Source organism: Paenibacillus sp. NPDC057886 (assembly GCF_042796655.1).
Taxonomy (GTDB): domain Bacteria; phylum Bacillota; class Bacilli; order Paenibacillales; family Paenibacillaceae; genus Paenibacillus.
In genome coordinates, this window is the sequence record NZ_JBHVMZ010000004.1 from 479,765 (window position 1) to 503,988 (window position 24,224).

Below are 24,224 nucleotides of genomic sequence, written 5' to 3' on the forward strand. Positions count from 1 at the left end.
GTTGAACAAGATTAAACGGTACTGTTCAACAAAAAAGCACCCTCAGCATGAGGGTGCTTTCGCACTTTTTGTATGAAATCGGGCTATTTCGAAGAATCCACAGGAAATTGTAAAATAAACTCTGTGCCTTCGCCTAGTACACTATTAACGAAAATGGTACCATGATGGGCATCAATAATATTTTTTACAATTGCGAGCCCCAGTCCTGTACCGACACTTTCACCCCGAACGCGAGCCTTATCTGCTTTGTAGAATCGTTCAAAGATAAATGGCAAATCAGAAGACGGAATGCCTACGCCCTCATCTTTTACAGTCACTTTAGCTACAGGTGTCCGGATATCGGTTACCAGCTCTGCCGATATGACAACATTTTTGTCTGATGGTGTATGCCGAAACGCATTATCCAGCAAATTTGTAAATACCTGTTCAAGTCGATCCTCATCGGCCTGGTGGAGTTCAATCGAAGTCTGTCTGCACTCAAACCGAAGGTGGATGCCCTGTTCTTTAGAACGTACCGAGAACTTTCTGTATACTCGTTCCAGTAGTTCAACGAGATCCACTTCCTTCACGGCCATATCCGTATGACCCGCTTCCATTCGGGCAAGATCAAGCAGATCTTTAACCAATCTGCCCATACGCAAAGACTCATCATGAATCACTTGAATTAATTCTTCACTTTCTTCTGGAGAAGCCGCCATCCCATCCAAAAGAGCTTCACTATACCCTTGCATCATGGATAGCGGAGTACGTATTTCGTGAGATACGTTTGCGACAAAATCACGACGCATTTTCTCCAGTCGCACTTCCTCCGTTACGTCACGAAGCACAGCAACAGCGCCCCGTACGACACTATCTGCGTACAAAGGCGCCATCTGAACAGACCAGACTCCCTGCTGCACATGCACATTAGAGTTCTGATCGCCACCTTGCTCCATCACCATTTTGAACAAAGGAACGAGTGGTTCCGGCACATCTCGTGAAGAACTCACAGAATTCTCCGAATCCTGTCCCTCGCCCATTTGTGCCCAGTCCAAATCACACCAAGCCTGCATGATTTTCTCTCCAGGGGGGTTCGTCAAAATAACTTTCCCCTCACCGTCGAATGTAACTACCGCATCGGTCATGCTTCGGAGCACGCTCGCTAAATGTTCTTTCTCATGGTTAAGGTTGCGAATGTTATCTTCCAGTTGTGCAGCCATATGGTTAAATGTATTACCTAATTCTCCAATCTCATCGCTCGTTACAAGGGAGAGACGCGTACCGTAGTTTCCTTTCCGAATCGCATTGGCTGCCTGAATTAACTGCTGCATTGGCTGCGTAATTTTCGTAAAAAGAAACAGCGCAAAAAAGGTCGTCAAGCTGAAGCCGATAATACAAACATACGTGAACAAACGTTTGATATCTCTCGACTCAGACTCCGCAAAATTCGTATCAATATACGGCAGCAAAAAAAGACCCAATGCTATGAGTACACAGCCCACAAGGCAAATAATCGTAATCCATAACTTCCCGACCAGCGATCTCCAGAAACTAAAACTACTTCGGTACTTCCAGTTTATAACCCACACCCCACACCGTCGTAATCATCGCCGCTGATTCTGGCGAAACCTTGTTTAACTTCTCGCGAAGACGCTTCACATGCGTATCCACAGTACGAAGATCACCAAAGAATTCATAGTTCCATACATCCTTCAGCAGCTCTTCTCTGGAGAAAACTTTATCTGGAGATGTCGCGAGATAATGCAACAGTTCATATTCTTTCGGTGTTAGACTGATCTCTTCCCCACCTGCGGTTACACGGTGAGCATCATGTTCAATAACCAGATGAGGAAATACGATATTGTTGCTTGAATTACTCTCCTTGGACAGATAAGCTGTCGCAGAAGAACGACGCAGAATCGCCTTCACCCGGTAAATCACTTCACGTGGACTGAACGGTTTAACGACATAGTCATCTGCTCCAACTTCAAAGCCCTGAACGCGGTTAATTTCTTCGCCTTTTGCAGTAAGCATCAAAACCGGAGTTGATTTAACCTGACGCAAACGGGTACATACTTCAACGCCGTCCATGCCCGGCAACATCACATCAAGCAAAATCAGACCGTAGTCACCTGCAGTTGCTTTTCGCAGCGCAGTTTCCCCATCCTCTGCTTCATCGATTTCATAACCTTCTTTTTCGAGATACATTTTCAAAAGCCGTCGGATTCTTTCCTCGTCATCCACAACTAGTATACGGTTCTCATGTTCAGCCATTCCACTCCAGCCCCTTTGCAATAACTCCTCATCACTTCTATTATGTTCGATCTGGCGAACAATATTTGAATGCCCCATTGGACGCAGGGGCTTACGTATGTGTTTCATGGATCTCTCTCGGGAACTTCACGAAACTACCTATCCTAGTCTGCCCCTGCGTAAGAATGCAACCCGGCGATGATCAAATTCACACCAACGAGCGTAAACATAACGACCAAAAATCCAAGTACTGCAAGCCAGGCAGACTTGCGGCCCTGCCAGCCTCTGGACAAACGCAAATGCAGGTACACACTATAATATAACCATGTTATCAGTGCCCACACCTCTTTGGGGTCCCATCCCCAGAAGCGGCTCCAGGCAATCTGTGCCCAGATCATAGCGAAAATTAATGCTCCCAATGTAAATATCGGGAATCCGATAGCGATTGCTCGATAACTAATCTCATCCAGATCGTCGGCATCAATGCCATCCAGCATCGGTTGCAGAGCTTGTCCAAGCGGTCTTCTTACAATTAAACGAATAAGTCCATATAAGATCAGCCCTACAATCAAAGACCAGATTACCGTATTCAGTTTACGTCCAGCATTAACTCCGTTCATCCAGGAAGGTGTCTCAAGCAAAGGTTCCTTCATGCCAAGAAACGGTTTTATGCTCTCCACTTCGCTATTATAAGGTGCAAAAATAGGAGGCATGCGATAAATCACTTTCTCTATTGTACTATTTTCCTGTACCTCTGTGTCAATGCTAGTGGTTTCCTGAACAAAAACCGCCTCATATCCGGATGCACGGAAAGCAAATACCGACCCGATAAACCCAACGACAACGACGATGGTGATTAATGTAAACTCAACCCATCCGCGCTGGCGTCTGGATGACTTGTCCTTGCCGCTGAAATCGACTGTGCGTAACAAGTACATGAATCCGGCCGCAAAGCCTACGGCGAAGAATGCCTCGCCAAGTGCAGCCAACGTCACGTGGATCTTGAGCCATATCGATTGCAAAGCAGGGATCAATGGCTGTACTTCCTGAGGAAATACGGCTGCATATGCCATAATAATGATGGTTAGTGGCAATGCAAATAGTCCTAGCAACGACTTACGATATATTGCGTAAACTACGATAAATGCCACCATAATCATCATGGATAGAAAACTCATAAACTCATACATATTACTTACTGGTATATGGCCTGCTCCAGCCCAGCGAGTACCAAAGAAGATAAGATGTGCAGCTAGTGCAACAGTTGATGCAATAAAGGCTCGCTTTCCCCATCGTTCTACATGAGCTTGCGGGTCACGATTACTCCATTTCTTGCCCATGACGGCAACGCCATATAACATAAATGCAGCACAATATAGAAAAAAAGATACGATAAATGCGTCGCTGCTGAAATCCAATAAACTCATGTTTGGTTCCCCCCGTTATCCAACGACTTCTCATCCACTTCCACATTCATATGTTTTAACACGGCTGCAACCTCACGCCTGAATCCAAACCAGTTTTTGTTGGTATGGCCGCCTAGGGTAAGCTGTTCATCATCAATCCGAATCCAAATACGTCGATGGTGCCAGTAAAAGCCCATAACCAGACCCAACATTACGATTCCTGCCCCAACCCACACAAAAGGCATGGCCTTATCAATACGGATATTGAGGTAACTCACGGATTGAATGATGTCAACCTTATCCATGCTGTCAACCTCTAGCTGCAAAGGAATTTCTCCTCCATTCAGCTGTTTGTTAATTGCGTCCTGCTGAAAACGCTGTTTATCTATCTGCTTCGCAAAATACAAGTACTGCATTCCCTCTTCAGGTAAATCAGGCCCCTTAATGTTAAATAGAAAGGCAGGCGCATTAGGCGAAGGGGTCTTTGATTTGGGCTCTCCATTTTCATCCAGCCCAAAATCCATATATTTTTCTTTTACAGTCAGATTATAGGGTCCAGCTTCAAACGTTCGCTGCGTATCCACCATAGCAATTTGGATTGCTCCATACTTCTCACCCGTCTGAGCATTGACCAAATCAGGAGTTACAGAACGAATCGTTGGCGTCAGATCATAATCAAATTGATATGCTTTCAATCCGTTGTAATTCAGTGGATGGTTCACTCGAACATCATGTCGGTCCACCTCGGACAATTGAGGTTTTTTCGAAGGATCCGAGCAATCTGCTGTACATTCGTACAATACCACTTTGGTTTCAAACAGTTTTGGAACGGTTTTGTTCAAATTACGGAATTGTTCCGGCACCTCATCCTCACTGTAAAATTCAACATTAAACTGTTCATTCTTTAAATACATGGAGGTATTCGGTATTTTCTTGATCTCACCTTCGGGAAAAGCCACGTGCTCATCCAGATTCAGCCCGGGAAGTCCTCGGGCAAGTACCGCCAGCAGAAAGATAATCAATCCGATATGGATAACATAAGGACCCCAGCGACTGAATCGCTGTTTCTCAGCCAGCAATGCAGTACCCTCGGTATGCACACGATAACCTTTCTTTTTAAGCGGCGTAACCGCTTTCTTAATCCAGTCTTCTGATGCCTCATCTATGGAGCCTTGGTACACCAGTCGCTGACGTGTAAGAAACTGCATGTGTTTGCGTATTTTCTGTTTATTCAGCGCTTTGTATAGTGGAAGTACCCGGTCTAGACTGCATATGACCAATGAAGCACCGATCAGCACCAGTAACAAAATAAACCACCAGGATTCGTATGTATGGGACAGACCCAGCAGATAATAGATATGACCCAACTGACCGTATGTGTCCTTGTAATATACGGATGGATCAATATTCAGAAATGTACTTTCTTGTGGATAGATCGTGCCCAGCATGGAACCTACTAGCGTAAACACAATCATGTAAACAGCAATTTTGACCGATGAGAAAAAGTTCCATATGCGATCAATAATTTTAGGATTATTACGCTGCGAACGACGAGCCATGCCATCATAACGCATTTCCAATACTTCATCCGATTTGACCTCGGCCTCCAGCAGCGGCTTGCCGCATGCTTCACACAGCACAGTGCCCACCGGATTCTGGTGTCCGCACTCACACTTCGTATTTTGGAACACGACTAGACCTCCTGTCAGGGCTGTTTCGCCAGTTGTGAAATTTGAGCGTCAAGTGTGTCCAAATCAAGTTGACCGATATGAATGGTGGAGATTTTACCCGTGTCGGAGACAAAAAATGTCGTTGGCATCGGAGATATGCCAAAATCCCGGATCGAGTTTTTGTCACGGTCGAGCATAATCGGAAACGTAACGCCCACCTGTCGAACAAAATTTTCCACGGTCATCTGGTCTTCCCCAACATTGATACCAACAAATTGCACACCCTGGTCCTTCCATTTGTCCGCTTGCGCTTGTAGCGCAGGCATCTCTTTGACACAAGGCTCACACCATGTTCCCCAGAAGTTGATTACCATGGCTTTGCCTTTGTACTCCTCAGACGTATGAACTTGTCCATCCAGGCCCAGCAGTTCAAAAGAAGGAGCCTTGTCCCCTTCTTTTGGCTTGCCATTCGAGCCGGATACCGATGTAGTAATCGCATATCCGCCCAACACCAGGATCAATAACAAAATGACGATTTGCACCGCTCTTCTTGATTTCCCCATGTGCTGCTCCCCTTTTAAGTGACTAGCATTCGCATTAACGGTCTCGGACAACTGTGAACATCCTATGAACAATTATAGCGAATTTCGTCACAAAACTGCGGCGCTTTTATGAAAATTATGTGTCCTCACATTACCTTTTTTTCATTTTTTTGGCGGGTTCTGATTTTGCGAGTGTAATCAGGTTGTTAACTTCTTCTTTGGTTAGATTACGTGTGAGTCCGCGTTTCAGGTTCTGAAGCAAAATACCACCAAACGAGATCCGTTTCAGACGTGTTACCGGATGGTTAATCGCTTCGAACATACGTCTAACCTGACGGTTACGCCCTTCGTAAATCGTGATGGAGATTACAGCTTCATTCGCTGCCGTGTCGACATCCTTATACTCAACCTCTGCAGGAGCTGTCATACCGTCATCCAGCATAATGCCTGTCTTTAATTTCTCCAGGGCAGTACCATGTGGAACCCCTTTAACGGTTGCCAGATACGTCTTCGGTACGTGATGCTTCGGATGCGTCAGCAAATGAGCAAATTCCCCATCATTGGTCAAAATGAGCAAGCCTTCTGTGTCATAATCCAGACGACCAACGGGATACACACGTTCTTTGACACCTTTAAGATAGTCGGATACAATTTTCCGACCTTCCGGGTCTGAAGCACTTGTGATAACACCTTTCGGTTTGTTCAACATCATGTACACTTTCTTTTCACTGCGGATCGGTTTACCATTAACCGTAATCATATCCTCTTCGGGGTTCGCTTTCGTACCCAGTTCGGTTACGACCTCCCCGTTAACTTCTACTTTGCCGGACAGGATCAGTTCCTCGCTCTTGCGGCGGGATGCAATGCCTGCCTGTGCGATAATTTTTTGTAATCTTTCCATGTTTGTCATGTCACCTCACACTAATGATACCCATCAAGGCCGGAAATCACAAGGATAATCCATCGATTTAGTTAACGCAGAGGTTGTAAACTCCTTTTGAGCTGCATTTAGCTATGAATTTAAGCCAAAAAAGCTCACCCTCTCACTGCCTGTATGCGACAGTAGCGTTAAGGTGAGCCGTTCAATTTCAACCATATGTAACCATTGCAATGTGAATAATAAGGTTAATTGGCTACTTTCCCAGCAACAACGACCTGTTTTTTCGCAGGGGTTGCACTTTCTTTAATGAAGGATTGCAACGTTTTGGAAGTAATATAATAAGTACGTCCTCCGTATACAAAGGTCATCATGCCAATCACCCGATTGTTCTGATCCAGAACAGGGCCACCTGAATTGCCTTGTGCCACTGATTTTACGATACTGCCAATACCCTTCTTGCCTGGAACGTCGGAATCTTGTGAATTAAATACTCGGCTCTTGGCGATTGTATTATAAGTTGAAGGGAAATCTTCGTCCAACAGCACAAGTTCCCCGGCTGAATTTTTAGGAAATCCGATGGTATACACAATTTGATTATCTTTCGCATTAGCAAACGTCACCGGTGGTGCGTCGATTTCTTTGTCCAGCTTCAGCAATGCCATATCTGTCACCGGATCTGTTTTAATGATTTTGGCTTTAACCGGCTTGTCCAGTTGACCTGGGCTTGCTACAGTAAGTGTGCCTTCATCCCCATCAGACAGTTCAGCAAACTCCTGAACGACATGATAGTTGGTTAGCACCTCATCCTTGGAGATCAGTATTGATGTACCCACATCATAATATACTGTATCGGGTTCATCCTGCTTGACCAGACGCACGTTCACAACTGGAAAAGAATCTGCTGTAACGGCCAACTGAGCACGTAATTGTTTATCGAAGTAACCCGTAAAATGAATCGTATTAACGGCTTGAGCCGCGGCCAACCCCGTCTGTCCTGCAAGCAACGCAATGGCAAGCATGCCTGACATTCCAAAGCGGAGCATTCGTTTCCAACTTTTTTGCATGGTTCTCACTCTCCTCCGCTATCATTCTAGCATAATTCATATATCGGAAGGAGAAGGCATATTTTTTAACCAAATACAATCAAACAAATGACCAAGGCGGCAATGAAACCAACTACATCGGAAAACAACCCGACTTTGAGTGCATAGCGACCATTGCGTATGCCTACGGCTCCAAAATAAACAGTCAATACATATAGGGTTGTATCCGTACTTCCTTGAATCGTGGAAGCCATGCGGCCAATCATCGAGTCGGGGCCATAGGTTTTGATCAGGTCAGTCGTAAAGGCAAGCGAGCCTGTCCCGGTCAAAGGACGCAAAATACCGAGTGGCAATACTTCTCCCGGAACCCCCATCCAGGACACAAGGGGTGCGAATAGGCTGATCACATAATCCAATGCACCGGAAGCACGGAATACACTGATCGCTACCATCATACCTACCAGATGGGGAATAATGCTAATGGCCGTAGAGAAGCCATCTTTGGCCCCATCAACAAAGGATTCGTAGACCGGGACCTTTTTGGTAAACGCATATAATGGAACAAACGCGATGATAACCGGAATGGCCCAGACGGAAATCCAGTTGATGAAGGTTAACAACGTTGCTCATCCTTTCATACCGGGATTGTCACTTTTATGTACACGTGGCGGCCTGTGAAGTGCCCTGTTTCGGTACCAGCGATCGGCTACGATGGCTGCAAATGTCGCAATAATAGTTGCCATTAGCGTTGTGCCTACAATTTCCGTGGCGTTGGCGGAATGATAATTAAGACGAATGGCTATCAGGGTTGTCGGAATTATGGTGATACTCGCCGTATTCAGAGCCAGCAAAGTACACATGGCAGGGGAAGCAGTTTGTTTATCCGGATTAAGCTCTTGCAGCTGCTGCATGGCTTTGATTCCCATTGGGGTTGCCGCATTGCCGAGGCCGAGCAGATTGGCACTCATGTTGGATAAAATATAGCCCATGGCTGGATGATTCCGCGGAACATCAGGGAATAAAAAGCCAACAACCGGACCCAGCAGCTTCGCAATTCGGCCCAGCAGCCCGGCATCCTCAGCCATTTTCATCATGCCCATCCAGAACACGAGTACACTGATCAGCCCAAAACAGACCGTTACTCCGGTTGCTGCTCCATCAAAAGCCGCCTGGGTAACCACTTCAATTTTGCCCTGTGCTGCTGCGAAAGCAAAGCCTGTTACAATCATGAGAAGCCAGATTAGATTGATCAAAGGATAACCCTCCCTTCATTATGGAGATAACAAATGGCTTAATACTGCGCGCCAAGCAGAAGCCCAGGTAGAAATTTCACCGACCCCTCCCAGAGTTGCATCCTCTGTCTTCGGCTCCGGCGGAATATAACTTCCTTTGCGATACACAGGAATTGAACCCACAAATTTCCCGTCAAGCTGCATATCAATTCGGCCGGCCAGTCCAAAAGAAGGTTCTGTCGATTTTGCATCTCCCCCTGTACTCTGCTGGACACGGTTTTCGAGAAAAATCAGCTTTTTCGTCAATGAGGATGTCTCACTCTTCGCCAGAGGATAGGTGAACCCGCGGCCTGTGACCACATCCGTATTTTGTACAGGCTGTTCCTTTTTTGCAATTTCCACCAAAGGGAAGTTTTCAAAACCGAAATCCAGCATACGCGCATGGTCATTCCAATCATCGCCGTCGTTCAGGGTTACGGCAGCAAGCTGTTGTCCATTGCGGGTAGCAGAGCTGACCAGACAACGGAAGGCTTTTTTGGTATAGCCGGTCTTTACGCCATCGGCTCCCTCGTACAACCGCAGCATTTTATTTTTGTTTTGCCAGGAGTACTCCCAGCTCTCATTCGGATTTGGAGCCGACTTGTTATCTGTCGCAACTATACGTTTGAAAATCGGATTCTTGAGCGCATACGCGGTTAAGCGTGCCAGATCATTGGCGGTGGAATAATGACCGTCTGCGTCAAGTCCATGGGGATTCATAAAATGGGAATGGGTCAGTCCAATTTGCTCTGCCTTTTTGTTCATTAACAGGACGAAACCTTCCTCAGATCCACCGACATGTTCAGCAATCGCCGATGCCGCATCGTTGCCTGATCGCAACATCAGCCCATACAGCATGTTTTCCAGTGTCATTTCTTCACCCAGTTTGAGATAGATGGACGACCCTTCTTTGGCAAAAGCCGAAGAAGTTACCTTTACTTTGTCATCCAGTTTACCGTGTTCAATCGCTACAATCGCCGTCATGATTTTGGTCAAGCTGGCAATTCTGAGTTCCTTATCCCCATCTTTGCTGTACAACATTCGGCCCGACGTCACATCAATGAGAGCCGCGCTTTGCGCATGGGTTGAGGGGCCAGGTATGGTTCCCTGGGCTTCAGCAAGCCCAAAAGAGGGAAACAGAAACAAAGGTACAAGCATACATGCCATAAATTTCATTAATTTTCGCATCGATTCATTCCTCCGGGTCACTTGGAATCTTGTACTAGCTTATGTCTGGACAACCCGAAGTATGTCCCAGTGTTAGAAAACAACAAAAATCCCTCTCGCACATGCGCTGCGGAAGGGATGTTTTAGTCTTTAAAGATGAGTTGCTAGGATTGATTAAATTTAGTTATTGTCCAGCATCTTGGCCACTTTTCGCATAATTCTGGAGACTCTCATCTGGCTAATGTCCTCCATCTCTGCTGTCTGTGTTTGATTAAAGCCCTCTACCCGATGCTTCAGGACAGTGACTTCCTTCTCGCTTAACTTGCGTTTCACCGATTCAATAACAGCGTCAACATAAATTCTGTCGACCACTCCCTCTTCAATATTTTCCCCGCTATAAATGGTATCCATTAACGTAACCGCTTGTGCTTGCTGATCATCTGCTCCAACAGGTTCATCCAGGTATTTGACTCCCTTGCCCACTTGGAGCGCCTTGTTGATTTTCTCCTCTTCCTCGTCAAGCAACAAAGCGATTTCATGAGCTGTCGGGAGATACCCCATATCGTGCTCCAGCCGATTGATTCGGTTAATTAATTCTGTAGCCGTGCGAGTGGGGCGAATGATACTTGCGCTATCTCTGAGAAAACATCGGATTTCCCTAACAATCGCAGTAACAGCAAACGAACTGAATTTCACACCACGCCCCGTGTCAAATGCTTTGACCGCTTTAATGAATCCAAGCCGCCCCAATTGAAGAATATCGTCTTTTTCCACACAATGATTTTTGATAATGATTTCCGGTTTTCCAATGTATTTATGTACTGAGTGCCAAATCAAGTTCTCATTAACCAAAATGCTATCTCCTAGAAAATGTTCATCGACTTTACATCGTTCAATATTTTCTACAATGTCCATAGAGTAAAATTTCTTGTCCAACTTCAAATTCATGCTAATATATTCTGAAAATTTATCCATCTAGATCTCCCTATGTAAATGTTGTGGAAGTTCACCAAAAATCTAACGTTCTTTATTGATTTTCTTTAACATCTGAATCATATTGTTATGGTGTTTCTTCACTTGGTTGTAATACCAGGGGCGAGCCTTGCCTTTGTCCACATTGCCCTCCCCTTGATTGTACGCAATCGTTGCTGTACGAAGGTTCCCGTCATACTTTTCCAACAGATATTTCATATATTCAATGCTGGTTTTGATGTTAACTTCCGGCTTGTATAAGTCACTGCCGCTAACACCAAACGATTTGGCCGTACTTGGTAGTATTTGAAGGAGTCCAATGGCTCCATGAGATGATGTGCTATCCTCTATTAAGCGGCTCTCTTGCCACATCATGGCCATTATCCACACGGAATCCATATTGGAGCCTTCAATATATTGATCCACCCACTTCACATACTTCAACAGCTTAGTCTGACTTACCGTCTTCTCCTGATAAGATTCGATATAATGCTCTAGCATATCTACCATTTGTTTATGGGACGTAGAGTCCGGATCTGGCTTCTCTTGCTTTAGGATTTGTTTTGTTTTTTGTTCTTCAATCGGATTTGAAGCAACTGGTACAATCAGCCCTCCATATATCGTTATCGATGCCAGTACCGCCGTAATGATAATCCCGATTTTTTCAAATGTGACCAACGGGATTGCTCACCTCCTTAGGTTGAGCCTTATATAATAGAAGGAAACCGTAATTTTTCACTGCTTGTACGAACTTGTGTCCCAATTAATTAGAGGGTCTGTTGTCGAATTTAAAGGCTACTCTTTTCCTATTAAGACTCATCTCGTTCACTGGTCTGATATGCCAAGATTGCCGTGTACTCTATCCTGCTGTTTGCTGAATCGTAAGAGGAAGTAACATCCAGTCCAATGACCAATACATTGTGTTTGTCATTCATCCAGGTGTTAATCTGTTCTTCTAGGTCCAACGGTGATGGCGATGTAAACATCTTTACAGCGATATCTAAGGCATAATTTTTCATGTCCATTTATTCATTACCGATAAGAAGCTCAGGGTTTGTTTCTTCGTTTGTTTCTTCGTTTGTTTCTTTATCGCGTTTTACAGCGGAAAGGGATTCTGGGGTGTTCTCCTCTTTCTTCTTCTCCTCGATCAATTGAGCAAACTCCTCTTGTGTCAACTCATGAATCTCCAGTTCAAATGCACTTGTGAGAATATATCCCATACCGTCCGTTAAATGAACGTTGTAGTAGGTTTGCGGTTCTTCGTGAAATTCACCCGCTTCGTAGTTGAATCCAATAACGGCTTTTTCATAACCAGCTACAATACCTGCAAACCATACATTGGCTTTTGTTGTTGCGCCTGTTGGCGTTTGAATCTCATGCACATTCGTTGGTGCGTGAACGCATTTTCCAATCAGACTTGCAACCAATTCTTCGGTTAATGTATCGTCTTTTGCTTTTATCATTTGTGTCATACAATCATTCCTCCATATATTTAAATTTTCTTGGACCCGGCTATCCAGCTCTTCAATTTCTCTATACGCGTTATATTACTAGCAGTTAACGATTTACACAGGAGAGACATTTAGGGCGCCACTTATGAGCGTATAATGCGTTCGAATATGCTTTACAGCCCGCTCAAGATCATTTATTCGATTGGACAACATCTCCTCAATGACAGGCTCCCATACTCTGAGTCCTACACCCATGGTCGGTTTGTTTTGAATATACGCATGATGCAAGATCACTACCTCAGTAGGAGTCAGCTTTTCCACATCAAGATTAACTAGCAACGCATCCGCTTGAAAGACAACCTTTTCAATAATCAACGCATACTCCCGGTTACTTAGGTCGGAAGCTGTAGATGAATCATGGTGGGCCCAAGCAATATCAGAAAATCCCGACAGACTTTCCAACGTAAATCCCAACACAACAACACTGAGCATATTTTTCTGCCACCTTCCATTATTCAAACGATTAATTACTCTATACGACATAAAAAAGCACCCCGTTAAGGGTGCTTTTAGTTCTATGTAACTTTTTGATCAATCTGCAACAAACTTTGGCTATGAATTGCCACTTTAATTAAAACTACAGAGCTTCGTATTTCTCACGAATCGCTTTCCATAACTGTGATATGCGTGCCTTGGATACACCTAACATTGCTGCAATTTCTACAAACTCGTACCCCGAGGTTCGAAGTTTAAAAATCTCTTTTTCCCGGTCATTTAGCTTCATATTCTCCATGATGTCAGTTACGAATTCAAAATTCTCAAAGGCAAACCCGGGGTGCCCAAGCGTTAGCGCTGTATCTGTTCCATCACTTTCATCACTGGCGCCAAGATCAGTACACACTAGCTGGACAGCGTTAACGACACTGAGGTTTTTCTCAGACATGCATTTGCGGTACATATCCTTGATTTTATTTTCGATCAGGTGATCAACAAACGTCGACATTTTTGCTTTTTCTGCGTCATACTTGTCCAGCGCGTTATACAACTTAATCATGATCTCCTGCGTTACATCCTCTTTTTCCATCCCTGCAAACGTTTTGCCTCTAAGCTTGTGGCGACATTTTTCCTGTGCTTTGTTCAAGAACGTATCTATATCCCCAATTTCAAATAAATCATCAAACCCCATAGCAGTTGTAGCAGACATCATCATTTTCCCCCAATGACTATTTAGTTGTTTGTTTAAACTCTATAACTTGCATTTCTATAGTTAAAATTTTGATCAATTCTTGCTCACTCAACAATCTAGTATCTCTCACCGTAATCAAACTTCAAATATTTCTTGCCGATGTCCAAAAAACCATATCTAATATGTAGTGTTATCACTTCTTCGTAAATATGAAAACTTCTTCTTCAGGCAAAGCTTAAAGCTAGATAAGTCTTTTGCATTACATATAAATTGCGTAGATGATCCACCTCCCCTTTCGATCCACATCAAGATATATAACTAACTTTCAAACTCAGCAATGGGACAATTTATCCAGAGACACTTTTCCAACCTATTACATTCAGAATAACAAATACGAACTAATGTTCGCAACATATTTTTATCAGCTTCGTTAGAACACCATTTACCCACTATATACGAAGCCACATGCGAAACGTAAAGCCCGTTTTTTGCAAACAAAAAGACCAACACAGAGCGCACCACTAGGAAAATACCAAAATGGTGGAATGTGTCGGTCTTGGTCTGACATCTATTTCGTTCCAATTACCGAAGATATGGTCTTTAAGCCCTTTAATACAATTACAGGCTTCGTCAAGATTATTAATTCTATCTGATCGCCATAAGGATAGTATAAGGAAATATGTAGGATAATGTCAACAACAAAAATTAGTTCCTAAGAACCTATCTAATAAAAAAAAGAACTTTAATGGGTCTTAAGGCATGTTTATAGCATCATTTTTCAGCAGCCCCTCAACATCCTTGTTCATTTTAAAGACAGTTACCTGTTCCGCAAAATCAGTGCCAAAGAACATGGTTTCAATATCTTCAATTTTCAAACCCAGGTGAATATAGGAGAAAACAGGACTGAAATCTTCTCTCATCATTTGTGCAAGCTTCAGCTTGTATTCGGCAAAGATCTGACTGGAATGCGATTGCATGTGTTCAAGCATGAACGCTTCAGGTTTGGTGAATTTTGCTGTAAACTTTAGGATGATAAAATAATTCATGATGACGACTCTGGTATCTACTGGCCCGCGTTCAGTAAAATCTTTTCTTATTCTTGATGCCATTTTCGCGAGTTCTCTTTCCAAGTCTTTTATCTCAATGTTCACATCCCTCCCTACAATCATCCTTTTTCCTCCTATTGTCCCTGAATACAATAATCAAACCTAATTTAATCAAAACTCCTTATACAAGACAAGTTTCAATGCGTTTACGGACTAAAGTCCCCACGATCTTTTCATGAAAAAGGAATAGACCCCAGAAGTAGGCTTGGGGTATATCACTGGTTTTACTATGGTTTACAATTATGCAAATAAAGCAGCACATTACGCTTAGAACTATACTATTTCGTTTTAGCATCTATTTTTTAAACTTATTGTTCATAAGGCACGTCAACTTTGAGCAGGCTGAACGCCACCAAATTCAAAACCACATTGGCACCATACTCCTTCTCAATTACATCGAACGCTTCTTCCGTTGCACCAACTAGATCATCCTTCTCCGTGGTCATTTCCATCGTGATAATCTCCTCATGATTCAACGCAAAGGTCAGTCTATACAGCATCGATGGGTTCCTCCTTTGAAGTAAGTTCAATATTACGAACATCGGTGAGATCAATGATGTGCACAACATCATCTGTATCTTCCAAAGTGATCGACTTTCCTTCATTTTTATGTTTGGTAAAAAGTCTGCGATACTCTTGCTTGACCTCATCAGCAGTTAAAGGAATCTCGCGAACAACCTTATCGGAATCTTTCTCTTTCTGTTGCAGCCTGGGATTGTCCTCAATCCATGTCACTGTTTTCTTTTTGCCACTTCCCTTGAAATAGAAATGAGCGGTGAGTCCAATATTCATCTAGTAATACCTCCTGGATAAATTAGTGTTCTAACGTATTAGGAAATAAAGAACAAACTTCGAGTGTTAGCCTTCACACCTTCACTACTCTCTCTATACGTCCTAATCGTCAGGATGTTAACCCTGTGCAGCCTCATTTCTCTTTTTTGGAACAAAAAAAGGACAGCATAAGCTATCCCTTAATATTTCTTAACCGCTATGCGATTGCCCAGAGAGTCATAGATGTATTTGAAGTTGGTCTGAATTGGGGTTGCTGCCATCCTGGTGATGGACTTTGAATCCAGTCTTCCCTTATCATCATATTGATATATTACATCGACCAGGGTCGGCAGCTGCACGAATACTTGTCCATCCAACCGATGAACTTCACCAACAGATATCACCAAGAACGAATCATTTTGGGTATACCCATCTGTCGAAATCGGCATGGTCAACAATGGCTCTGTGACTATCTGCTCCGTGTAATTGTCTGTGACGACTTGTCGAATGACCCGGCCTTGCATATCAAAAGCAAAATAAGTAACTACGTCTGTATAATCCACCAAATCACTGATTGCATTCCAAGGGTCCATCACACTCAAGCGCCTACGCTCGGATAAAGTCATGCTCACATGGGTCGCACCATCGATAATCATATCTGCGCTATGTGTATCGGGATGGATATAATGATTCGCTTCACTCTCAATATTCTCTAATTTGTTTCGCTCAATAGAAGTGAAGACCTTTTTTCCAATGCCATCGACAATCATGTCCGCCACATGGGTCTTCGGATGTTCATAAAAATTCGCTTTCTCTTCAATTCCGGACAATTTCAGTCTTTCCTGAGAGGTAAACGCTTTGTTCTGTTCTCCATCTATCAAGATGTCTGCACTGTGGAAAGCGGGGTGCTCATAAACCATGACATTCACGCCATCTATTTTAAGTACTCCATTTGAGTTATATGAAACGTCGGATCCTACGATACGTCTATACCCGTCACTGTAAATATATAACGTAGGGAGATTTTGATTGCTTTCATCCACAGTAACGCCATAGAATGCACCAGGTACACTAGGTGAAGGAAGGTCCTCTTTTTCCTTCACTGTCGTTATGCTGCCTAAAGCAATCTTATCCAATCGTGCATCAAGTGTTACATTATCCTCTCTGGCTTCCTTAATCTCATTTGAAATCTTGACCACTTTGCCATAAGTAATGATATCCATGACCGCTCACTCCTATCTAACCGTCAAACCAGTTACCTCAATGACAAAACCTGAAGGCACTGAACCTGGATTAATAATCTCAAAGTGGAAATGGGATGTACCGTCCTTATCGTCATACGGAAGATCCACATTGTCGTATATCCCGTCTATGAAGTTGCCCGTACTAAATTCGGCCGTATTAAAATAAAGAATTTGGGCTTTCGTTTTGTCCGCACTGTCAAGTATGTGAAGCTCCACATTCGTTTCCTTTGCTGGGATAACACGTACGGTTTTAATCAGAAAACGAGGGGTTTTCATGGAAATCGAAACGATCAATGACTCTCCTCCACCGTTTAATTCTTCAACGGTATGGAACAACTCTACCTGTTTGTACACGTCTTTCAACTCCTGCATGATTCGCCATGTTTTGTTCATCGCTCACTCCTCCTGCGTGTTGGAATATAAGTAGCAGGGTACCTTCGTGGTGACAGCGTGGTAGGTACCGTTGGCCCCCCATTACCTCCCGATTGGCCAGAAAGATGCCCCTTAAGATTATCCATCTCACTATGATGTAGATGACTTACAATATATTGAAGGGGTATGCCCTCTGATGATGCTGAGCTTCTTCTACCTACTGCGTAGGAACGAATAACCCCCCTGAACGAATCCTTGGACGAAAAAACGATTTTGGTGGTATGTATCCATCGACCATTCGTTAACCTAATTAAATATCCTTGCGCACCTGCTCTGCCGAGTCTACCTTTATATCTGGTTTCTGGCGTGTTGTGTGTTGGAAGATAACCCGTAGTATCAAATATACTTAATTCTCTGCTATGGCTTACTATTATTCCATGCGTGTCAGTAAGCATAAGACGTCCGTTATAGAATTGCGGAAGGTCTTCCTGATCGTATCCCCAGATGGAATAGATGTGGTGTTCGGATGGTACGTCTTCTACAGGATGATGCAGTTCTCCAACCTGGAAGGTGCACTGCACTCCTGCCACCTTCATATGACCTGCCATCCCTGAGCTTTTGCTCGTATACAGAGATAATCTTTGCGTTGCTCTCGAACGATATTGACCTTGATCGTACTTATATAGTACTCCCGAACTATGTTGTCTACCTGCCCGTTGAGGTGTATAAATTGTGCTTTCTATCCCTGCTACATCCATATTCTCCCTCCTCTACTGCATCAATACAGCTACGGTGTTACCCGGTAGGAAGCTTGAACCTCCTGTGGTCAGAGAATATACCTTGTATGTCTTGTTGGCCACTGTAATCTCATCTCCGTGGCTTACACCTGCTGCGGGTGCAAAGTAAATATCATGCAATTCGCCTCGGGGACCTTCTGCACTATTGGCCATAATACATGGCGAAAGATGGTAGAGCTCGCCCCAGCCCGGATTGGTTGGAACCATCGCTGAATAAGATTTGTATACATTATTGGTCTGAATATTATCCAGATCCTTAACTGTACGAATACCATTGAATCCCTGGTAGCTCACTCCAATCCCCTGAGCACCAGAGTGATTTTCTTGGGAATAGCGGTACATCAGACCGAAATACCCCAAATTGGATATACCAGTTACGGAATTCACATCACCCGCCAACCACATGATGACACGATCTGCTGTAACCGATACTTGATAGTCAGTAAGCAGGTTGGAATCAACAACAGAGGTATGACAATAGAAGTTCCTTGTGGTATACAATTTCCCTTCCGGGATACTTCCGTCAGCGAGTAATACATCTTCGGCTACAGTTACAATGATATAGTTGCCGTTTGGTTCCTTGGTATTTCCTTTTTCAAACTTGATAAATAGCTTGTCTTTGCCCGATGAACCGATCGATTTAATAACGAAGGCATCCGATGTCTCAAAATAAACAGACCAGGGGGAGGATGCAATCCCTTTGAAGCCATTAATTAAAGCTTGAAACAACATATTCATTTTGACTTTACCACTGAAGAATGACATCTAAGGAACCTCCTTATATTTTAAATAGAATGACTCGTTGTCCACCCATGACGTTGTTACTGCCAAAGAAGCAGGGATTGCAATATCTAGCACTGTTAGATGATGTGTACCATAGTGTATGAGTAGAAGTTGCTGGCATTTGTTGATCAATAACATGGAACACATAATACTTATTTTCACCTAAATCAAGAATTGATCCGTCCGGATGTTGTGAAGCATCTTTCAAACAAGCTGTGAACATGTCAGTGAATTGTCCCCGTACTCCTTCTGATGGATTAAATACCATAAATGGATTGACGTAGTATCGGCCACCTACACCCGGAGAAGTAAGTTGGGCATCTGTTGTGAAATTATAGTATTCGTAAAGAGTACCATTACGTGACTTCCTTACAATACCCCGCCCCACATTAAAGTCACCATTAGCTAGATTGTTACTATTGTTGATATTTGAGGGCATGTGCGTAAATATACCTACGAAATCATTAGCGATTGCAGGGTCTTCTAATTCAAGTGCTGTCAATCTACCTAAAAATATTCGAAGTGGAAATGAATTACCTGTATAATTTTGATATTCCCCATGAATAAATATGATGTCTTTTGTCGTGAATAAGGTCCATTTGTATGTAATATTATATTGATTACTGTTAGCCGAAAACGGTGTTTCTGTTAGAACCTTGCCTGGAGAATCTGTGAATACATCCACCTTGGGTGTTACATTATTCATCATTCCCCATCTGATAACGCCATTATATGACTGAGCATGAAATGCCATAGTGAAACACAGACTATTATCTGCAAGATTTTTGAAAACAGTGTTGCCCCAGTTACCCCCACCGCTAACTGCAGCAGCCGCATATTTTTTCACTTCCCACCATGAGTCCCCTGCCATCTGTATTTCGGCGTTGTTTGAAAACTCGGATATTGTGCTTACCCAAGAGTATCGTTTAGGTACTGCCATTACTTGGACACCTCCGTTGGTAGTTCGAATAAAATTGCTCTTTGTCCATCCCCGAGTAGCGTGTTGCTGTCAAAGAAGTAGGGTTGAATATATCTGGTCTGACCTGCCGTGTCTATCCAATATTTGTAACTGGTTGGCTGTTGTTGGTCGTTTACGTGAAAAACATGGTACCTCTTACCATCCAAGTCAATCATCGTTCCGTCCGGATGTTGGTTAGCGTCTTTGAATACTACAGACCTCATTTGTTGGAACTCACCTCGAACCCCCTCTTTAGATTGGAAAACATACCACGGGGAGACAAAATATCGATTGCCTGAACCAGGCGAGGTAGCTTGGGCACTAGTGCAGAAGTTATATAATTCGTACTTTTTGTTATTACGTGAATTTCTGACTACTCCTCTACCAACACTGTACAAATTGTTATTTGCCCAATTAGTATCACTACCTATAGGAGCGTGAGAAAATATACCTACAAAACTTCCTTTTACTACAGGGTCTTCTTCCTCATAAGCAGTCATTCTTCCTAGGTATAATCTGAATGGATAGGCATTTCCGATATTGTTTAATGCTTCACCAAAAATGAATATTGCCTCATTTAAAGGAAATACCGTCCATTTATATGTGATATTTAGAGTTACATTACTAGACGAAGTATGAAAGGGAATATTGCTTTCTTCTCCAATAGTAAGTGAAACATCAGGATATGGGGCCTCCCCAACAGTAGGACGGTTTAACCCACACCTTAATTGGTAACCATAAGTAGTCCATCCATACGAAACAGAATAGTTTAGACACAAGGAGAAAAATAGCGATGCATCATTCAAATTCTCTAGCGTCAAAGAACCTAGCGGAGTGCCATATGTTTGATTCAGTGAGTTATATGCCTTTGGCTGAGAATATGGATCTTTCGGATAATAAGTTACTTTCCAATTCGTATCCTCATATGGATAGGTATTCATCTCAGTTGTCAAAGTGCTTAAAAAATTGGTAATCGTACTCGTAAACTCGTACCTCCTAAAACCTTGAACCATCGTCGCTGTCATTTCTCCACCTCCTTAAATACCATATCGAACCTTCAACTCCTGAAGCATCGACTCTTTCAATGCTGTCAGAAATACGGTGCGGATCTGCATCTGTCTATCTTCTTCCTGACGCTGTGTATCCTCATCAACCATTCCCTGGCTTAACTCGCCTGAAACCTCATCAGGAACTACCTTTTCCAAATCTTCAAGCATGGGAAGGTACTGCTGCCCCGTCCCATCGAAAATAATATCGCTCCGCAGCATGAAGATCAGAAGCTCTACCTCTTCGTCCGAAATGAATGATGAGTTAGTACCTACCATCTTATCGAACAACGTACGAAAACCAGTTTTAACCTTTGTCAATGAAAAGTGCGAATCCATATCATCAACCTACCTTTCTTTTTTGAACACCAAGGATGTTTCCATCCGAATCATACAGATATTTTTTCGAAATTTTCGAACCATTAAACTCAACAATTTCAGTATCCACACTGCCATCAGGGTTATAACCGTATTCAATCATTTTTATCACGGACGGCTTTAAATCGTTGTTATATGTAGTTTCTTTGATAATCAAGCCATTTTCTGGATCATACTCAAAGTAGACATCCTGTTCTTCCATGTCCTCCAAAGTTGACAGCCGATGCTTGACGGACCGATCATCATAGGTTGAGCTGCCTTGCAAATAAAAGTACATGGCTCCATTGTTAGACTTACGTTTAATCCTGCCTTCTTCTCGTTCATAGGTTATCGTCTTGACTTGTCCATCACTTTCCGTAATAAGTTCTTCCAGAAGATTCCCTTCAAGATCATACTCATATTCAATAATACGGTTAATGCCTCCGGTAATAATCTCACGCTTCATTCTGCCTTTGGAGTCATATTCATACTCTGATGTTGAAGACGTATTGATGATCGACCCTCGGCTAAGCAGTGTCACACGTGAATCCACCGGAATATCATAGAAAAAACGAATTTCCGTATCCGTATATTCGATATAATCTTCCCCAGAGGTTACCCTGATGCCATCTAGTAGTACTTCTACACTGTCAGAACCAATGCTATACTTTGGACAATAAAAACTCTTTTGATCTGTAACCCTTATATCCGGTGGGTACTCTATACGAAAAATCGATTGATTTTCCATCGTTCCCCTGGATGCAGCAAGCTCCAGCTTGGATTGCATATGATTTAAACGATCTGGCAGCTTATCAAATAGAAAGCCATCTTTGTCTGTTCTGGAGTTAAACACTTCAGTCTTAATCTCACCAAGATCTTCAACTTGTTTGGATAGATCTTTAGTCTTATTTGTTAATGAGACAACTTCTTCATCCAGTTCAATAATGTGCGATTGAGCATCTTCAACTATTGCCTGGAGATCTTTGAAATTCCCTGCTGATACAGTCTTAGTTAGAAAATAGCGATGGTCTTTGATGTAAATGGCATCGGAAGTGGCGCCAATTGCAATAGATCCCAGAATCATGGCGTTATCTGGTTCATCTGGATCCAGCAGATGCATGAATGTACCATCATTCTTCAGAAACACATAATATCTAGTGTCCTGCTCGGCCATGAATGAATAGAAAGACTCCTCTTTTTGAACGAGTGCACTGTTAATGCTTGCGTATCCGCCGTTTATCAGGACTTTAAGCAGACCATCAGCTTCCATGGTTACACTACTGATTGCCAAATCAGATAATGGATTGGTTTTTAGATCATCAATGGAATCCTCAATATCAGATATAACATCTGCGATTGATTCATGATTTCCCCGGGCGTTTCCTAATTCATTTTCCAAACTTTCCAATCGTTCATTTTGTTCATGTACATCTGTACTGACCTCAGTTATGGCTTTCTCATATTCACTCAACTTGGACTTTTGGTCTTCGAGCAATATACCCTGATTTAGTACTTTAGGTTCCAGATCAGCAATGCGTAATTCTTGACCAGCTATAAGTGTGTCATTTAGTTTTCCAACACGTTCCATCTCATCCAAACGTTCAGGAAGACTACTATAACTACTTCTAGCTTCCTCTATCTCTGACAGATGTTCATCTATCTCCTGATGGGACCGGGTACCCTTGTTCAGCAAGCTATTATGATCCAGCAACTTGCCATTGTTCGTCCCTGAACTTGTCCCACTAAAGCGGACAGACATGTTCTCACCTCCAACTCAACCCTTAATGAATCTATACGTGGTCGAGCACTCAAAGTTTAGAGCTATACATACGTTGAAGAAACTTTGATCCCGAACGTAACCTGGGCTTCGTAATTAGTGCTTGTATCCAGTCTCTCTACCCTCACCCAGAATTGAAAAGGATCTTCTGGTTTGATCTCAACTGCGTTAACTTGCAAACTCCAGGCCCCAGGTTCTCCTTGAACATCGGGTGCTAGACGTACTACATTCTGATACTGATCCCCACGGTAAGCCGAAAGCTCAAAGTTAACATTTTGAAAAACACCCTGGTTCAATGAATTTTTAGCGATAAACAGCACATTCTCCGTTACAGATTGCCCAGAAGACATATAACCGAGAAAACGTTCCTGGTTATCTTGCAGTTTGACATCGAAATAGACTCCATTTTCGTTATACTCACGATAGTAGAGATCTAGTCTGGGTTCAAAATAATACGTATCCCCACCGTATATGCTCAACTTGTCCAATGATTCAAATCTATTGTTATCAGGCAAAGTCACAGCAAAGCTGCCTGTAAGCGGATAACCATATCTTTGAAGGTCGAACATGACTGATGTATTCTCATATTGACATGCCTTGGTTTCAAGCAACTTGCCCGCTTGATCCAGAAGATCAACCTGATATCCTTGTTTGAGATTATCCACTTTTACCCTGGCACTTCTTTGAATTCGTATCTGTTTGATTATTAATGATTGGCCTTCTATTCCTGTTTCTAAAAAAAGACCGATCTTGGGCACAGAAGATATCACTTCCTGGTTACCAATGAAACGCCATATCTTCCCGTCCTCCGACCAGTATGCTGAATACACATTAAAGCTCCGGACAAGTCGGATCCATGGATAGCTTTTGGCCATACCTTTTTCGACATCAAAATACTCTTCCAGCTTCACAACATTTTCTTGGTCCGCATAAACAATAAGGCCCCCTGTATCCCCCTCAACAGTTGGGTTATACTCGTTTTTTACATCCATCACGAACTCTTCGATCTCAGTCAATTCCGTGAAGAACATATATATTGGAGAATCCCCATGTTTTAACTCCAGCACTCCACCATCTGTACTGTACCTTGTAGGATCGTCAGGCAGAACTTCCCACCTTGAATCGAGCCCTGACTTGTTGAATTCATCAAAATAGATAAGACCTTTTTCCTGACGCTTCACAATCCCCATTAT

General features: G+C 43.0%; 28 protein-coding genes. All 28 read right to left on the reverse strand.

Going from position 1 to position 24,224, the window contains the following annotated elements; genetic code table 11:
• Positions 1-83: 83 nt before the first annotated feature.
• Positions 84-1,568, reverse strand: a complete 1,485-nt coding sequence (locus ACFVQB_RS16445; protein WP_379440977.1) for an ATP-binding protein — start codon at positions 1,566-1,568, stop codon at positions 84-86.
• Entirely contained in the window at positions 1,537-2,253 is a 717-nt protein-coding gene (locus ACFVQB_RS16450; protein WP_017687664.1) for a response regulator transcription factor, read from the reverse strand. The genes ACFVQB_RS16445 and ACFVQB_RS16450 overlap by 32 nt, the downstream gene beginning before the upstream one ends.
• Positions 2,254-2,396: 143 nt before the next feature.
• Positions 2,397-3,659, reverse strand: coding sequence for a cytochrome c biogenesis protein CcsA (gene ccsA, locus ACFVQB_RS16455; RefSeq protein WP_379440978.1), 1,263 nt, complete (start codon positions 3,657-3,659; stop codon positions 2,397-2,399).
• On the reverse strand, positions 3,656-5,329 hold the full coding sequence (gene resB / locus ACFVQB_RS16460) for a cytochrome c biogenesis protein ResB (protein WP_379440979.1): 1,674 nt from the start codon (positions 5,327-5,329) through the stop codon (positions 3,656-3,658). The genes ccsA and resB overlap by 4 nt, the downstream gene beginning before the upstream one ends.
• A gap of 14 nt (positions 5,330-5,343) precedes the next feature.
• Positions 5,344-5,871: a redoxin domain-containing protein gene (locus ACFVQB_RS16465; protein ID WP_063568320.1), complete on the reverse strand. Its 528-nt coding sequence runs from the start codon at positions 5,869-5,871 to the stop codon at positions 5,344-5,346.
• Between the two features lie 130 nt (positions 5,872-6,001).
• A complete protein-coding gene (locus tag ACFVQB_RS16470) occupies positions 6,002-6,751 on the reverse strand; it encodes a pseudouridine synthase (protein WP_379440980.1) in 750 nt (249 codons plus the stop codon).
• 224 nt (positions 6,752-6,975) lie between these two features.
• On the reverse strand, positions 6,976-7,794 hold the full coding sequence (locus ACFVQB_RS16475) for a S1 family peptidase (RefSeq protein WP_379440981.1): 819 nt from the start codon (positions 7,792-7,794) through the stop codon (positions 6,976-6,978).
• A 65-nt stretch (positions 7,795-7,859) separates the two neighbouring features.
• Positions 7,860-8,393, reverse strand: coding sequence for a spore maturation protein (locus ACFVQB_RS16480; RefSeq protein ID WP_062324415.1), 534 nt, complete (start codon positions 8,391-8,393; stop codon positions 7,860-7,862).
• A gap of 6 nt (positions 8,394-8,399) precedes the next feature.
• Positions 8,400-9,026 (reverse strand): nucleoside recognition domain-containing protein, encoded by a 627-nt coding sequence (locus tag ACFVQB_RS16485; protein WP_063568316.1) that lies wholly within the window; start codon positions 9,024-9,026, stop codon positions 8,400-8,402.
• Positions 9,027-9,044: 18 nt separating this feature from the next.
• Positions 9,045-10,232 (reverse strand): D-alanyl-D-alanine carboxypeptidase family protein, encoded by a 1,188-nt coding sequence (locus ACFVQB_RS16490; RefSeq protein WP_379440982.1) that lies wholly within the window; start codon positions 10,230-10,232, stop codon positions 9,045-9,047.
• Between the two features lie 159 nt (positions 10,233-10,391).
• Entirely contained in the window at positions 10,392-11,186 is a 795-nt protein-coding gene (locus ACFVQB_RS16495) for a sigma-70 family RNA polymerase sigma factor (RefSeq protein ID WP_379440983.1), read from the reverse strand.
• Positions 11,187-11,228: 42 nt separating this feature from the next.
• Entirely contained in the window at positions 11,229-11,861 is a 633-nt protein-coding gene (locus ACFVQB_RS16500; protein WP_379440984.1) for a lytic transglycosylase domain-containing protein, read from the reverse strand.
• A 131-nt stretch (positions 11,862-11,992) separates the two neighbouring features.
• Complete coding sequence (locus ACFVQB_RS16505) at positions 11,993-12,202, reverse strand: hypothetical protein (protein WP_379440985.1); 210 nt, start codon at positions 12,200-12,202, stop codon at positions 11,993-11,995.
• A gap of 6 nt (positions 12,203-12,208) precedes the next feature.
• A complete protein-coding gene (locus ACFVQB_RS16510; protein ID WP_379440986.1) occupies positions 12,209-12,655 on the reverse strand; it encodes a hypothetical protein in 447 nt (148 codons plus the stop codon).
• A 93-nt stretch (positions 12,656-12,748) separates the two neighbouring features.
• On the reverse strand, positions 12,749-13,126 hold the full coding sequence (locus ACFVQB_RS16515; RefSeq protein WP_379440987.1) for a hypothetical protein: 378 nt from the start codon (positions 13,124-13,126) through the stop codon (positions 12,749-12,751).
• Between the two features lie 145 nt (positions 13,127-13,271).
• Entirely contained in the window at positions 13,272-13,844 is a 573-nt protein-coding gene (locus tag ACFVQB_RS16520; RefSeq protein WP_379440988.1) for a sigma-70 family RNA polymerase sigma factor, read from the reverse strand.
• 728 nt (positions 13,845-14,572) lie between these two features.
• Positions 14,573-14,989, reverse strand: coding sequence for a Na-translocating system protein MpsC family protein (locus tag ACFVQB_RS16525; protein WP_379440989.1), 417 nt, complete (start codon positions 14,987-14,989; stop codon positions 14,573-14,575).
• A 245-nt stretch (positions 14,990-15,234) separates the two neighbouring features.
• Positions 15,235-15,426 (reverse strand): hypothetical protein, encoded by a 192-nt coding sequence (locus tag ACFVQB_RS16530; protein ID WP_379440990.1) that lies wholly within the window; start codon positions 15,424-15,426, stop codon positions 15,235-15,237.
• Entirely contained in the window at positions 15,416-15,718 is a 303-nt protein-coding gene (locus ACFVQB_RS16535) for a hypothetical protein (protein ID WP_379440991.1), read from the reverse strand. The genes ACFVQB_RS16530 and ACFVQB_RS16535 overlap by 11 nt, the downstream gene beginning before the upstream one ends.
• A 179-nt stretch (positions 15,719-15,897) precedes the next feature.
• The gene (locus ACFVQB_RS16540; RefSeq protein ID WP_379440992.1) at positions 15,898-16,920 is read right to left on the reverse strand and encodes a hypothetical protein; all 1,023 of its coding nucleotides are present in this window, start codon (positions 16,918-16,920) and stop codon (positions 15,898-15,900) included.
• A 12-nt stretch (positions 16,921-16,932) separates the two neighbouring features.
• Entirely contained in the window at positions 16,933-17,334 is a 402-nt protein-coding gene (locus ACFVQB_RS16545; RefSeq protein ID WP_379440993.1) for a hypothetical protein, read from the reverse strand.
• Positions 17,331-18,071: a hypothetical protein gene (locus tag ACFVQB_RS16550; RefSeq protein WP_379440994.1), complete on the reverse strand. Its 741-nt coding sequence runs from the start codon at positions 18,069-18,071 to the stop codon at positions 17,331-17,333. Before ACFVQB_RS16550 ends, ACFVQB_RS16545 begins: the two co-directional genes overlap by 4 nt.
• A gap of 12 nt (positions 18,072-18,083) precedes the next feature.
• On the reverse strand, positions 18,084-18,875 hold the full coding sequence (locus ACFVQB_RS16555) for a hypothetical protein (protein WP_379440995.1): 792 nt from the start codon (positions 18,873-18,875) through the stop codon (positions 18,084-18,086).
• A 13-nt stretch (positions 18,876-18,888) separates the two neighbouring features.
• Positions 18,889-19,833, reverse strand: coding sequence for a hypothetical protein (locus tag ACFVQB_RS16560; protein WP_379440996.1), 945 nt, complete (start codon positions 19,831-19,833; stop codon positions 18,889-18,891).
• The gene (locus ACFVQB_RS16565; RefSeq protein ID WP_379440997.1) at positions 19,833-20,876 is read right to left on the reverse strand and encodes a hypothetical protein; all 1,044 of its coding nucleotides are present in this window, start codon (positions 20,874-20,876) and stop codon (positions 19,833-19,835) included. The genes ACFVQB_RS16560 and ACFVQB_RS16565 overlap by 1 nt, the downstream gene beginning before the upstream one ends.
• A gap of 12 nt (positions 20,877-20,888) precedes the next feature.
• Positions 20,889-21,218: a hypothetical protein gene (locus ACFVQB_RS16570; RefSeq protein ID WP_379440998.1), complete on the reverse strand. Its 330-nt coding sequence runs from the start codon at positions 21,216-21,218 to the stop codon at positions 20,889-20,891.
• Between the two features lie 22 nt (positions 21,219-21,240).
• The gene (locus tag ACFVQB_RS16575) at positions 21,241-22,965 is read right to left on the reverse strand and encodes an RHS repeat domain-containing protein (RefSeq protein ID WP_379440999.1); all 1,725 of its coding nucleotides are present in this window, start codon (positions 22,963-22,965) and stop codon (positions 21,241-21,243) included.
• 110 nt (positions 22,966-23,075) lie between these two features.
• Positions 23,076-24,221, reverse strand: a complete 1,146-nt coding sequence (locus ACFVQB_RS16580; RefSeq protein ID WP_379441000.1) for a DUF1349 domain-containing protein — start codon at positions 24,219-24,221, stop codon at positions 23,076-23,078.
• Positions 24,222-24,224: the final 3 nt, after the last annotated feature.

Bases quoted from the DNA above. Each gene is read 5' to 3' on its own strand.
- ACFVQB_RS16450 (WP_017687664.1), bottom strand. From the start codon at position 2,253: ATGGCTGAACATGAGAACCGTATACTAGTTGTGGATGACGAGGAAAGA.
- ccsA (WP_379440978.1), bottom strand. From the start codon at position 3,659: ATGAGTTTATTGGATTTCAGCAGCGACGCATTTATCGTATCTTTTTTT.
- ACFVQB_RS16465 (WP_063568320.1), bottom strand. From the start codon at position 5,871: ATGGGGAAATCAAGAAGAGCGGTGCAAATCGTCATTTTGTTATTGATC.
- ACFVQB_RS16470 (WP_379440980.1), bottom strand. From the start codon at position 6,751: ATGGAAAGATTACAAAAAATTATCGCACAGGCAGGCATTGCATCCCGC.
- ACFVQB_RS16475 (WP_379440981.1), bottom strand. From the start codon at position 7,794: ATGCAAAAAAGTTGGAAACGAATGCTCCGCTTTGGAATGTCAGGCATG.
- ACFVQB_RS16490 (WP_379440982.1), bottom strand. From the start codon at position 10,232: ATGCGAAAATTAATGAAATTTATGGCATGTATGCTTGTACCTTTGTTT.
- ACFVQB_RS16495 (WP_379440983.1), bottom strand. From the start codon at position 11,186: ATGGATAAATTTTCAGAATATATTAGCATGAATTTGAAGTTGGACAAG.
- ACFVQB_RS16505 (WP_379440985.1), bottom strand. From the start codon at position 12,202: ATGAAAAATTATGCCTTAGATATCGCTGTAAAGATGTTTACATCGCCA.
- ACFVQB_RS16510 (WP_379440986.1), bottom strand. From the start codon at position 12,655: ATGACACAAATGATAAAAGCAAAAGACGATACATTAACCGAAGAATTG.
- ACFVQB_RS16515 (WP_379440987.1), bottom strand. From the start codon at position 13,126: ATGCTCAGTGTTGTTGTGTTGGGATTTACGTTGGAAAGTCTGTCGGGA.
- ACFVQB_RS16520 (WP_379440988.1), bottom strand. From the start codon at position 13,844: ATGATGATGTCTGCTACAACTGCTATGGGGTTTGATGATTTATTTGAA.
- ACFVQB_RS16525 (WP_379440989.1), bottom strand. From the start codon at position 14,989: ATGATTGTAGGGAGGGATGTGAACATTGAGATAAAAGACTTGGAAAGA.
- ACFVQB_RS16530 (WP_379440990.1), bottom strand. From the start codon at position 15,426: ATGCTGTATAGACTGACCTTTGCGTTGAATCATGAGGAGATTATCACG.
- ACFVQB_RS16535 (WP_379440991.1), bottom strand. From the start codon at position 15,718: ATGAATATTGGACTCACCGCTCATTTCTATTTCAAGGGAAGTGGCAAA.
- ACFVQB_RS16540 (WP_379440992.1), bottom strand. From the start codon at position 16,920: ATGGATATCATTACTTATGGCAAAGTGGTCAAGATTTCAAATGAGATT.
- ACFVQB_RS16545 (WP_379440993.1), bottom strand. From the start codon at position 17,334: ATGAACAAAACATGGCGAATCATGCAGGAGTTGAAAGACGTGTACAAA.
- ACFVQB_RS16550 (WP_379440994.1), bottom strand. From the start codon at position 18,071: ATGGATGTAGCAGGGATAGAAAGCACAATTTATACACCTCAACGGGCA.
- ACFVQB_RS16555 (WP_379440995.1), bottom strand. From the start codon at position 18,875: ATGTCATTCTTCAGTGGTAAAGTCAAAATGAATATGTTGTTTCAAGCT.
- ACFVQB_RS16560 (WP_379440996.1), bottom strand. From the start codon at position 19,833: ATGGCAGTACCTAAACGATACTCTTGGGTAAGCACAATATCCGAGTTT.
- ACFVQB_RS16565 (WP_379440997.1), bottom strand. From the start codon at position 20,876: ATGACAGCGACGATGGTTCAAGGTTTTAGGAGGTACGAGTTTACGAGT.
- ACFVQB_RS16580 (WP_379441000.1), bottom strand. From the start codon at position 24,221: ATGGGGATTGTGAAGCGTCAGGAAAAAGGTCTTATCTATTTTGATGAA.